The organism is Clostridium cellulovorans 743B (assembly GCF_000145275.1).
GTDB lineage: Bacteria > Bacillota > Clostridia > Clostridiales > Clostridiaceae > Clostridium_K > Clostridium_K cellulovorans.
Genome location: NC_014393.1, coordinates 524,108 through 536,070 on the forward strand (window position 1 = coordinate 524,108; position 11,963 = coordinate 536,070).

The following is an 11,963-nucleotide window of genomic DNA, read 5'->3' on the forward strand; positions in this document are numbered from 1 at the left end:
ATATTATAATATGTATACTGAATATTAACATAATCTGATATAATGATAGAATAAATTTATTTTTTTCATGAGAGGGAGCAGAATGAATATTTTTGAAAATATCACTAAGAGCTCTATAATAAAAAAGATGGCGATTATTGGAGTTATTATTGCTATCATATATATGTTAAAGAGTATGATAAATTTATTATTATTGACCTTTATATTTACCTTTATATTTTCTCAGATACACAAATTTGTATACACCAAAGTGAACAGTTGGATAAAACTCAGTAGTAAGATGGTAACAATAAGTGTGTATGTTATTATCCTAGCCATTATAGTGATAATGAGTATTAGATATATACCGCAAGTAACACAACAATTGATCGATATAATTAATTTATTATCGACTTTCAATTTAGAACAAGTACATGATAAAGTTGGAGATACAATATTTAATATTATAAAAGAAATTCAAATACAAGATTATCTTAAGCAAAGTGAAGATAAAATTATTGAGTTAGCAACACAAATAGGTACATTTAGTATGAATGTTGTAATAGCATTTCTTTTAAGTTTCTTTTTCATATTAGAGAAAGAAGAGATAATTGCTTTTGGACAAAGACTCGAAGGTAGTAAGCTTGCATTTGCATACGAATACTGTAAATATTGTGGAGGAATATTCCTAAACTCATTCGGAAAAGTTATACAATTGCAAATAGTTATTGCATTTATAAATTCAGTATTGTCAGTTATTGCTTTAGCTATAATGGGATTTCCTCAAGCATTAGGAATTGGTACCATGATATTTATACTTGGACTTATTCCAGTTGCGGGAGTTATTGTATCTTTAGTACCACTTTCTATTATTGCTTTTAATATCGGTGGAATGGTGAAAATAATTGAAGTTATCATTATGATAGCTGTACTTCATGCCCTTGAGAGTTATGTCTTAAATCCTAAATTAATGTCTATGAAGACTAAGTTACCTGTATTTATGGTCTTTGTAATATTACTAGTAGGCGAGCATTTAATGGGTGTATGGGGACTGCTTTTAGGAATTCCTTTATTCATATTCTTCCTTGATATTTTTGATATAAAGGTTGAGGGCTAGTAAGTATAAGTTTCTTTTATAGGTCAAATTTAAAATATAAGGACTGTGATAAAAGCTTGCCATAGATTTTGAAACAGTCATATCTGTAAAATATATAAACCTCTGATTAACAGTTAAATGATAATCAGAGGTTTTGCTATTTTATAATGGAATATTAATACCGATGAGTGCTTACTGATAGAAATATATTGATTGTTTAATTAATAGTTATAGTGACTACTTTACATAGAAAGTTTATACTTCAATAGTTTCTGATTCAACTTCTCATAATCATTAAGCTAATAGTTTGTTGCTATTGATGGTGGTAGGATATGGTTTATTGAAGGTACTTTGAGGATAAAAAATCATGGTATAATTATAAAAGAAAAAGTTTGCTATATGAAGATAAGGATTTCAATGCTGAGATTAAATACAGATAGGAGAAATATTTTATGAATACTATTCTGCTTATAGAAGATAACAAGGACGTAAATAGAATGATTTCAGAAGTTTTGTTTGACGCAGGGTATCAGGTGAAGTCAGCTTATACGGGGATAGAAGGTATTAATGAAATCAAAAATTCCAACTATGATTTGATATTGCTTGATATTATGCTTCCATATAAAAGCGGAGATGAAATACTTAAAGAAATGAGGAACTTTTCTGATACGCCTGTTATCGTTATTTCTGCAAAGGATATGGTTGGTACAAAGATAGACATTTTAAAGCTAGGTGCAGATGATTATATAACTAAACCTTTTGATTTAGGTGAGGTATTAGCACGGATAGAAGCTACTCTTAGGCGGTGCCATAAGCAAGTACATATAAATAAAGTTATTAAATATAAAGATATAGTTCTTGATGATAATTCAAAACATGTTTCTGTAAATGGAGTTGAAATTGAACTTACTGCAAAAGAATATATGATATTAGAGATGCTTATAAAATACCAAGGTAAGGTTTTTACAAAGGCGAATTTATATGAATCTATTTGGAAAGAGGAATACCTTGGCGATGATAATGCTGTAAAAACTCATGTTAGTAACCTACGAAGTAAATTGCAGAAAGCAAATGAACATGAGAAATATATTGAAACCGTATGGGGATTGGGATATCGTTTATACAAAGAATAGATGGACGCTCCAATTATATAAGTATAATTAAGTAAACTTTTGATTAAGGTAATAAATTTATTGATACAGATAGATTATCTATTTCCTTACAGTTTAATTAAAATTCTTAACCTTTTCTAAACCTTTAGGCATTAGACTTGTAGATAGAAAGGACGTGTGAATAAAAATGAAAAAGTATATTTTAAAAACACATAACCTAAGTAAAATTTATAAAGGCAGTAATGCGCTAAAGGATGTATCAGTATCTTTAGAAGCTGGTAAGATATATGGATTAATTGGACAAAATGGTGCTGGGAAATCCACACTTATGAGGGTTATTACAGGTCTCACTTTTCCTACAAGTGGAAGTCTAGAGCTTTTTGGCCATGGTGGTGAAAAAGAATTACAGCTCGAGAGAAAAAGGATTGGAAGCATGATTGAATATCCTAGTCTTTCGCCTAATATGACTGCAATGGAAAATATGAGACTCCACAGAATTATGAAAGGTATACCAGATAAGCAAGTAGAGGATGAACTGTTAGAATTGGTAGGACTTTTAGATACTGGTAAAAAGAAAGCAAAAGATTTTTCACTTGGAATGAAGCAACGTTTGGGAATTGCTATTGCTTTAATTGGTAATCCTGAATTGCTTATCCTCGATGAACCGATAAACGGGCTTGATCCATTAGGGGTAGTAGAGATAAGAAAATTACTAAAGAAATTATGTGAAGAAAGGCAAATGACTATTTTAATCTCAAGTCATAACTTGCCAGAGTTATATCAAACAGCGACAGATTATATTATAATTCATAAAGGGGAAATTAAGCAGACATTAACCCTTGAACAATTAGAAGAGAATTGTAAGCATCATCTTCTTATAAGTTGTGTGCAACCAGAAAAGTTAGCCAGTGTTTTGGAAATGAAATTGAATACCCAAAACTATAAGGTTATGCCTGATAAGTCCATTAAGCTATACGATTATTTGGATAAAAAGGAACTTGTGGGTAGAACTCTTTTTGAAAATGGTATTATAATTACTAATCTTTCAAATGAAGGAGATACTCTTGAGGATTATTTTATTTCTATTGTTGGGGGTAGCAAGGATGTATAATTTAATTTTAGCAGATTTGTTTAAAATACGGAAATCTATGACAATAAAAGTTATATTTGCAATAACAACTATAAGTGCAGTGGCTATGGTCATGATGGCATATTTAATACAGCAAGGTAGTATTAGCACTAGTATGGCTGGAATTGGATTTATGTTCTCAGATATAAATGTTATGAGTATTCTTGGTGCTGTTATGGCAGGTGTTTTTATTTGTGGCGATTTTGATAACAAAATAATTCATGAATCTATTGCAAATGGTAATAGTAGGGGAACTGTGATAGTTGTAAAGATTATAACATTTTTGTGTTCAATAGTAGTTATTTTGATTCCATATATTGTTGCAACAGTTATTGCTTTTGGTACAGGTTACAAGTTTAGTATGGGATCTGTTTCTATAGGTTTCCTAAATTTACTTACAGTGGAGACGGGGAAAGTCCTTTCTGCAGTAGAAATGTGGAAGTTATTAGTTGTGATGTTAACTTTGCTACTTGTGTATTTAGCTCAAATGAGTCTTTGTATACCTCTTGCCCTTGCTCTTAAAAAACCAGTTTTTGTAGTTGCAATTTATTATGGAGCAACAATTCTTTTTGCTCAGTTGGTAGGAGTAAAAAATTTTTCTTTGGTGATTTATAATATTTTCTCTTGCACTCCTTATGGAGGAAAGCATAGTATGGTGGTTTTAAATACAGGTACTGGGGAAATCTTTAAGACAATTTCCATTAGTTTATTATTTATAAGCACAATGTTTTTTATTAGTTATTTTACATTTAGAAAATCAGAAATCAAATAATTAAGAGGTGGTGAAGAGGTTGATAATTGCAGTTTGTATTTTGGGTATATTGGTTATATCACTGAGTTCATATGTTATATTTGTACAACTGCAATTACGCAGTATTAATAAGCAGTTGACCAAACGAATAAAAGAAAATACGCATCAACCTATCAGTTTAGCGTTGATTAATAAGGAGCTTAACATTTTGGCTATTAATATTAATAAATGCCTTAAGGCGGAGGAAAACCTCCGTCTTAATATTATTGGTGAGGAAAAGCATTTTAGAGAGATGATTGCAAATATATCTCATGATTTAAGAACTCCACTTACTGCTATTAAGGGATACCAACAGCTTATGAAAAAAGGTGGGTTATCAGAAGAACAAATGGAGAAGCTGATAATTGCTCAAAAGCATGCTGATGAGTTAGGAAGATTAATCGAACACTTTTTTGAATATAGTTATCTTGTGAATTTAGAACCAGAATTACAAAAAGAAAAAATAAATCTCACAAATTTAGTAGCAGAATGTTTGGCTGAAGCTATCTCAACCTTTGAAGAAAGAAACCTATCTGTAAAATTTTGTGATGTTTTACCGGTATTTGCCTTGGTTGATAAAGAGATGACCTTAAGAATTATTAGAAACTTGATACGAAACAGTATCCAACATTCAAATAATGATATAGAAGTAAGAGTTTTTACTGATAACAATGCAATAATATCTTTTAGTAACTTTGTTAGTAACACTTCTGAAATGGATGTAAAGAGAATTTTTGATCGGTTTTATGTAGCAGATAAAGCAAGAGAGAAAACTGGTGGTTTAGGTTTGGCAATAGTAAAACTTCTGGCTAATCAGATGGGTGGACGGACAGAAGCAACACTGGTAGATGGAATTTTTAAAATCGTAGTCGAATTACCCAAGTATGAAAAAGAATTTTTATAGTCATAACCCCTAATTAGTAATATTATTAGCTACTAATTAGGGGTTTTAAAAATATCATATTACTACATTAACTGGAGAAGGGTGAAGTTTTGCAATAACTTTTATCACCTAAAATCTTAGACGAAAATTAATATTTAGATTATAGTAACAACTGATACAGAATTTATAGAGTTTTAATGATAAGCTTATACTATGTTTAATAAATAAGCTTCATAAGATATCTTGATTTTTCAATATGTACTTGTAGGCTTTTGATGTAGTTCCAATAGTATTACTACATCACATGTATATTAATTATTAATAAAGTAATGGAAATAAGGTTGTGAAAGATATTTTAGATTTATAACGGTTATTAAAAAGTAATGGGAGTGGATATAGTATGACGAATAAATATTTTGATATAGAAGATACATTGTTTAATATTACAGAAAACTATAGTGAGGCTACAGAGTTATTGATAGCTTTAGGTTTTAGCAATTTAAAAGATGAAAATATGAGAAAAGTATTTGGAAAGTCTATTTCCTTAGAAGCTGCTTTAAAGCTGAAAAAAATAAATGTAGAAACTTTTATGGCAGAGCTTATAGAAAAAATTGAAAATAACAATCCTGGATCAGAGGAATTATCAGAAAAAAATAATACAATAAAAATTGCTGGAGTATTACCTTGCCCAGTTAAGGCTCCATTAACAGAGGCTTTTGAAGGATGGGTTAATAATCAAAATTTCGATTATAAGCTAGAATACGAATTAAAAGCTGCTTCAATGGGAATTAGTTGGTTAAAGGATGCTTTGATGGAACAGTCAAAGGAACAACTACCAGACTTATTTATATCAGCAGGTTTTGAGTTATTCTTTGATAAAAAATTATTTGGAAAATATAAAGCAGAAGACATGTTCGAAGATTTAACAGATTTTGAACATTATAATGAAGATTTTGAAAATGACTATATAAAGCTAAAAGATCCTAATAGACAATATTCAATTGTAGGTGTAGTAGCAGCGGTGTTTTTAGTCAATGTTGAAGAATTAAGTGGAAGAAAGATTCCAACAAGCTGGGAAGATATATTGCAAGAAGAGTTTGAAAATAGTGTAAGCTTACCTATAGCAGATTTCGATTTGTTTAATTCTATCTTACTGAATATTTACAAGAATTACGGAGAAGATGGTGTAAGAAGATTAGGAAAGAGCCTTAAAAAAAGTATGCATCCTTCAGAGATGGTAAAGTCACATATAAAGAAATTTGATAAGCCAACAATAACAATTATGCCATATTTCTTTACGAAGATGGTGAAGGAAGATGGACCTATGGTTCCAGTATGGCCTAAAGAGGGAGCAATTGTAAGTCCGATATTTATGCTGAGCAAAAAAAGTAAAAAGGCAGAATTGAAGCCAATAGTAGACTTTTTCGCTTCAAAGGAAATAGGTGAAATATTATCCCACAATGGAAGATTCCCAAGTGTAAATCCAGAAGTAGATAATATGATTTCTAAGGAAAATAAATATATGTGGCTAGGTTGGGATTATATAAAAGAAAAAGATATAAGTGTGGAAATTAAAAAATCTTTAGATATATTCAATAGTTTTGTAGAAGGAGATAAAACAGTATGAATTTAGTAAATATATCAGGTCCTCCATCCTCAGGAAAGACCTCTGTAATATTAAAAACTATCGAAGCCATTAAAAAAAGAGGCTTAAAGGTAGGCGTAGTTAAATTTGACTGTCTTTATACAGATGATGATGTTTTATATGGGAAGGCGGGAGTTCCAGTAAAAAAAGGTTTATCAGGTTCCTTGTGTCCAGACCATTATTTTGTTAGCAATATTGAAGAAGTAGTTCAATGGGGAGTCAAGGAGAATCTTGATTTACTTATAACTGAAAGTGCAGGTTTATGCAATAGATGCTCTCCATATATTAAAGGGATAAAAGCAATCTGCGTCATCGATAACCTTAGTGGAATAAATACTCCTAAAAAAATAGGCCCTATGATAAAAACTGCTGACATAATAGTTATAACAAAAGGCGATATAGTATCCCAAGCAGAAAGAGAAGTTTTTGCTTCAAGAGTTAACTCTGTAAATCCTCAAGCAATAATTATTTTTGTTAATGGATTAACAGGACAAGGAGCTTTTGAACTTAGCACTCTTGTGTATGACGAAGGTTTAGATATTGAAACTGTAAAGGGTAAAGAATTAAAATTCCCAATGCCTTCTTCATTATGCTCCTATTGTTTAGGGGAGACAAGGATTGGAGACGAATATCAAATGGGTAATGTAAGAAAGATAAAAATAGGTGATGGCAATGCTTAAGATAGAAGAATTAGAAAAAGAAAAAATTAAGGACCTTGAGAAACAATATCCTTTTATACTGTCTTTCTTTGAAAATAACAAATTAGACGTAAAGGGTTATAAAGAATATACTTTTCAAGAATATTTAAAGCACTTTACCCAAGAAGAAATTGAAGAATGGGCAATAGATATAGAGAAGATGAAAATTGATTTAGAAATTTTTATTAATCAAATGCTGGAATTCTTAGGAGTAGAAAAAGATAGAGTAGATTCTATAACTATAATTGCCGGTAAAGATAAGTATGGAAATAAAGAGAATTTTGATAAGTTAACTATTAATAAAAGCGAAATAATATCTATAGTGGGACCAACAGGAGCTGGAAAAAGTAGATTGTTAGCAGATATAGAATGGGCAGCTAACAAAGATACTCCAACGGAAAGAGTAATATTAATTAATGGAGAATTTCCAGATAAAAGCCTTAGATTTTCTACAAGCAATAAATTAGTAGCTCAATTATCACAGAATATGAATTTTATTATGGACTTATCCGTAAAAGAATTTATAGAATTACATGCAAGAAGCCGAATGATTGATAATGAAGAGGAGGTTACTAATAAAATATTAGAAGCAGCAAATGAATTGGCTGGTGAGAAGTTTAATTTAGATACACCTATAACTGGCTTAAGTGGTGGCCAATCCAGAGCTTTAATGATAGCAGATACTGCAATTTTGAGTACTTCACCCATAGTACTTATTGATGAAATAGAAAATGCAGGAATTGATAGAAAAAGAGCTTTAAATCTTCTTGTAAGCAAGGAAAAAATTGTTTTGATGGCAACTCATGATCCGAGCCTGGCTCTTATGGCAGATAAAAGGATTGTAATTAAGAATGGTGGTATTTATAAAGTCATAGAAACAGATAGAGAAGAGAAAAGCATATTAGAAGAATTAGAAAGAATGGATACTATTATTAGTAAAATGAGAACAAACCTTAGAAATGGTGATATATTAGAAAAAGAAAAAGTTTAAAAAGTGATAAGAATTATTAATAACGATAAAAATTACTGATGGCTAATTGATAACATTTTTGGCTATCAGTAATTTTTTCAACTAATGATTAATTACCTTATTACGATATACGATTAAATTTAAGGTGCCAAAACCCGATAATAAGGCTATATTTACAGCTCATTATCAGTTATCATAATGTTTATGACAATAGAAATTAATATCACAATTATGTTATATTTAAGAGGTATACATACAAAAGAGAAAAATCAATCTATGAAATGAGGTAAAAGTATGGATAAATTATTGGTTAAGCAAATGGAAGCATTGATTACAAAAGAAGATTGGCTTATAACTAATCTTTCTAATGCATCTGCATTGTTATGGAGTGAGCTTCAAGATATTAATTGGGCTGGATTTTATCTTATTAGAGATGGAGAATTGGTTTTAGGACCTTTTCAAGGTAAAGTTGCATGTACTCATATAGCTTTAGGAAAAGGTGTATGTGGAACTGCTGCTGTAGAAGATTCTACAAAACGTATAGAAAATGTTCACGATTTTCCAGGACATATTGCTTGTGACAGTGCTTCTAATTCAGAAATTGTTATTCCTATTCACAGCAGTAAGGGAACCGTTGTAGGAGTATTAGATATAGATAGTCCTTTATTTGGACGTTTTTCAGTTGAAGATCAAGAAATTTTAGAAGACATAGTAAAAATAGTTGAAAAAGCTTTTGATTAATAAATATATTTATTAATTTATCCTCTCAGACATAGGTTTGAGGGGATTTTTATTATGGATTTTGGGGTGTGAAATTTTATATTACTGGCTATTTATTTAACAAAAAACAAATAATAGGTATTAGTTTGAGGCAGTGTTTTATTTATACATAAATGAGGATTCTTATTATAGGAAATAGTTTTATTACACATAAAAATATATGATTTAGTGGATAATATTATAAGATATTTAGAAAGATAGGGGGAGCACTTTGGAACCATTAGTAGCATTGACTAGGAGTAATAGGATTGAAAGCATACATGCCGGATATATATGTATAACAGACTCAAATAATAATGTTCTTTATAATATCGGGGATTGTAAAGATAAGGTTTTTTTAAGGTCAGCTGCTAAGCCATTTATAGCAACTACATTTATAAAATCAGGTGCAATGGAGCAGTTTGATATTAGTGAAAAAGAGTTAGCAATAATATGTTCATCTCATACTGGGGAAGATTATCATCGAGAAACTATCAGCTCAATATTAAATAAGATAGGAGTAAGTGAGGAAGACCTAAAGTGTGGAATAAGTGCTCCGTATAACAAAGAAATGAATGAAAGGCTTATTAGAAAAAATGAAAGACCATCTAAATTATATAATTGTTGTTCAGGGAAGCACTCAGGAATGCTTGCAGCTTGCAAGGCATTAGGGCTACCTATAGACAGTTATAATGATAAATGTCATCCCCTACAAAAGTTGATTTTATATAATATATCAAAGTTACTAGGTTGCTCAGAGGAAGATATTATTCTAGGTATAGACGGATGTACTGTTCCAAGTTTTATGATAACGATACAACAAATATCATATCTATACGCATTGTTAGCGGATGGAGGAAATACTAAGGAAGAATATAAAGATGCACTTACAAAGATACGTAATTCTATGGTGGCTTATCCTGAGATGATAGATGGGTATGAAGAATTTTATACAGAATTGATGGGTCACTCTGATAAAAGAATGATTGCAAAAGTAGGGGATGAAGGTCTATATTGTGTGGCAGTACCAGAAAAGAAAATTGGAATAGTAGTAAAAATAGTTGATGGCAACGAGAGGGCATGTTATCCCGTAATAATTGAAGTCCTAAAACAATTAGGGATATTTACAAAAACTGAGTCTAAACAATTATATAATTGGGCATTTACACCATTGAAAAATCATGTGAGTGATGTGATTGGCTACACTTTGCCAGTATTTAACATTAATAAAAATCAATCCAATAAAAACATAACTATTGGACAGTTATTAGAATTTAAGGGAGATAATTTATGGAACAATTAGCTGTGCTTACGAGAAGTGGCTATGTAGAAAGTATACATTATGGCTACATTTGTGTAGTAGATAGTTCTGGAAAAATAATAAAAGAAATTGGGGATAGCAATACAAAGATATATTTTAGATCTTCAGCAAAACCCATACAGGCAGTCCCAGTTATAGAGTCTGGTGCCTCTCAGCATTTTGGTTTTACAAAGAAAGAAATATCAATTATGTGTTCATCACATAGCGGACAGATTATGCATCAAGATACGGTTACTGAAATGTTAAAAAAAATTGGTGAAGAAGCTAATGTGTTAAAGTGTGGGATTATGATTCCTTATAATAAGGAAGAAGCTAATAGGTTGCAGAGTAGCAAAGAAAAGCCTTCAGTGCTGCATTGTAGTTGTTCTGCAAAACATGTTGGTATGCTTACATTAGCAAAGTACAAAAATTATTCAATAGATGATTATAATAGGATAGACCATCCAGCTCAACATGAAATATTAAACACGATTTCATATTTCACAGACTATAATGAGGAAAACATTACGGTTGGTATCGACGGATGTGGAGCACCAATATACATAATTCCAATATACAACATTGCCTTATCCTATGCTAGAATTATGAATTTTGCAAATGATGAAAATAGCAAGTATCATAAAGCGTGTAAAACAATTATAGAATCAATGATAGAATATCCAGAAATGGTAGCTGGTGATGAAGAATTTTGTACGGAATTAATGAGGTTTACAAATGGAAAGTTAATTGGAAAGGTTGGAAGTGAGGCAGTATACTGTGTTGGTATAAAAGATAAGGGTATAGGAATTTGTGTGAAAATTATTGATGGAAATGAAAGAGCCGTATATCCAGTAGTTATGCAGATATTAAAAGAACTTAATATATTAGACAAGAATGAATTAAATAATCTGCAACATTGGAGCAGAGTTGAATTAAAGAATAATTTAGACGAAGTAATAGGGGATATACTACCTAGTTTTCAGTTACTTAATAAATATAAGTTGGGTGATAAAGTAGCTGACACAAGTGTATAGAATTTTAATTTTAATTGTTCGGAGAGCCTAGAAAAAAGTAGTTTCTACTCTACCATGAGCATTGAGTATCAACTGCCTAAAAGGTTTTAAAAGTTTAGTTTTGCTATTGTTATGGTTTATTGTTAAAAGTTTTATGGAAAGGCGATCTACCAAACTTACACAGGAATTGGCATACTATCTGCAATTTTCATTCGATCATATTGATAGTTAAGAAATTTCGTTAACTCTTTACGAATTTCAGCAATAGTAAACTTTAGCATATAGGTTATCCTCCTATCATTAGATTAGTGGAGTTTTTTAATGATAGGTTGCAAATATGCTAAAGTTTTTTTATTTGTAAGTATTGCCAGCTATTTAACTAGCACAAAGGATTAAGTTATTCCCTTAACCAATAGGTTAAGGGAATTTTTTCTTTAGTGTGCCTAACATGAGCAACAACTGAACAGTGAAAGTCTATTATATATAAAGTGATTAGAAGTTACAAAAAATGTTGAGGAGTTTAGTGGTAATGTTAAGTTAAGGTTTGAAGCTTGAATTATTATCCATTATAATAAAATTATTAGAAAAT

11 protein-coding genes and 1 pseudogene are annotated in these 11,963 nt (G+C 30.5%); 11 read left to right on the plus strand and 1 reads right to left on the minus strand.

Annotated features, from left to right (window positions below; genetic code table 11):
• Nucleotides 1-82: 82 nt before the first annotated feature.
• From CLOCEL_RS02175 to CLOCEL_RS02225, 11 genes are all read left to right on the plus strand, one after another.
• Nucleotides 83-1,096 carry an AI-2E family transporter gene (locus tag CLOCEL_RS02175; protein ID WP_010075043.1) on the plus strand — a complete coding sequence of 338 codons (1,014 nt, stop codon included), beginning with the start codon at nt 83-85 and terminating at the stop codon, nt 1,094-1,096.
• Nucleotides 1,097-1,527: 431 nt separating this feature from the next.
• Nucleotides 1,528-2,208, plus strand: coding sequence for a response regulator transcription factor (locus tag CLOCEL_RS02180; RefSeq protein ID WP_010075042.1), 681 nt, complete (start codon nt 1,528-1,530; stop codon nt 2,206-2,208).
• 166 nt (nt 2,209-2,374) lie between these two features.
• Nucleotides 2,375-3,298 (plus strand): ABC transporter ATP-binding protein, encoded by a 924-nt coding sequence (locus CLOCEL_RS02185; protein WP_010075041.1) that lies wholly within the window; start codon nt 2,375-2,377, stop codon nt 3,296-3,298.
• Entirely contained in the window at nt 3,291-4,088 is a 798-nt protein-coding gene (locus tag CLOCEL_RS02190; RefSeq protein ID WP_010075040.1) for an ABC transporter permease, read from the plus strand. Before CLOCEL_RS02185 ends, CLOCEL_RS02190 begins: the two co-directional genes overlap by 8 nt.
• A 187-nt stretch (nt 4,089-4,275) precedes the next feature.
• Nucleotides 4,276-5,010: a sensor histidine kinase gene (locus tag CLOCEL_RS02195; protein WP_010075039.1), complete on the plus strand. Its 735-nt coding sequence runs from the start codon at nt 4,276-4,278 to the stop codon at nt 5,008-5,010.
• A gap of 379 nt (nt 5,011-5,389) precedes the next feature.
• On the plus strand, nt 5,390-6,616 hold the full coding sequence (locus CLOCEL_RS02200; protein ID WP_010075038.1) for an ABC transporter substrate-binding protein: 1,227 nt from the start codon (nt 5,390-5,392) through the stop codon (nt 6,614-6,616).
• Nucleotides 6,613-7,314, plus strand: a complete 702-nt coding sequence (locus CLOCEL_RS02205) for a GTP-binding protein (protein ID WP_010075037.1) — start codon at nt 6,613-6,615, stop codon at nt 7,312-7,314. Before CLOCEL_RS02200 ends, CLOCEL_RS02205 begins: the two co-directional genes overlap by 4 nt.
• A complete protein-coding gene (locus CLOCEL_RS02210) occupies nt 7,307-8,323 on the plus strand; it encodes an ATP-binding cassette domain-containing protein (protein WP_010075036.1) in 1,017 nt (338 codons plus the stop codon). The genes CLOCEL_RS02205 and CLOCEL_RS02210 overlap by 8 nt, the downstream gene beginning before the upstream one ends.
• Nucleotides 8,324-8,596: 273 nt before the next feature.
• Entirely contained in the window at nt 8,597-9,043 is a 447-nt protein-coding gene (locus CLOCEL_RS02215) for a GAF domain-containing protein (protein WP_010075035.1), read from the plus strand.
• 250 nt (nt 9,044-9,293) lie between these two features.
• Nucleotides 9,294-10,364, plus strand: a complete 1,071-nt coding sequence (locus CLOCEL_RS02220) for an asparaginase (RefSeq protein ID WP_010075034.1) — start codon at nt 9,294-9,296, stop codon at nt 10,362-10,364.
• The gene (locus CLOCEL_RS02225) at nt 10,352-11,395 is read left to right on the plus strand and encodes an asparaginase (RefSeq protein WP_010075033.1); all 1,044 of its coding nucleotides are present in this window, start codon (nt 10,352-10,354) and stop codon (nt 11,393-11,395) included. Before CLOCEL_RS02220 ends, CLOCEL_RS02225 begins: the two co-directional genes overlap by 13 nt.
• A 115-nt stretch (nt 11,396-11,510) precedes the next feature.
• Here the strand turns inward: CLOCEL_RS02225 and CLOCEL_RS23835 are convergent.
• Nucleotides 11,511-11,631, minus strand: a pseudogene (locus tag CLOCEL_RS23835) (IS982 family transposase); the annotation flags it as partial.
• Between the last annotated feature and the right edge of the window lie 332 nt (nt 11,632-11,963).

Coding starts and splice junctions, on each gene's coding strand:
- CLOCEL_RS02175 (WP_010075043.1), top strand. CDS start 83: ATGAATATTTTTGAAAATATCACTAAGAGCTCTATAATAAAAAAGATG.
- CLOCEL_RS02180 (WP_010075042.1), top strand. CDS start 1,528: ATGAATACTATTCTGCTTATAGAAGATAACAAGGACGTAAATAGAATG.
- CLOCEL_RS02185 (WP_010075041.1), top strand. CDS start 2,375: ATGAAAAAGTATATTTTAAAAACACATAACCTAAGTAAAATTTATAAA.
- CLOCEL_RS02190 (WP_010075040.1), top strand. CDS start 3,291: ATGTATAATTTAATTTTAGCAGATTTGTTTAAAATACGGAAATCTATG.
- CLOCEL_RS02200 (WP_010075038.1), top strand. CDS start 5,390: ATGACGAATAAATATTTTGATATAGAAGATACATTGTTTAATATTACA.
- CLOCEL_RS02205 (WP_010075037.1), top strand. CDS start 6,613: ATGAATTTAGTAAATATATCAGGTCCTCCATCCTCAGGAAAGACCTCT.
- CLOCEL_RS02210 (WP_010075036.1), top strand. CDS start 7,307: ATGCTTAAGATAGAAGAATTAGAAAAAGAAAAAATTAAGGACCTTGAG.
- CLOCEL_RS02215 (WP_010075035.1), top strand. CDS start 8,597: ATGGATAAATTATTGGTTAAGCAAATGGAAGCATTGATTACAAAAGAA.
- CLOCEL_RS02225 (WP_010075033.1), top strand. CDS start 10,352: ATGGAACAATTAGCTGTGCTTACGAGAAGTGGCTATGTAGAAAGTATA.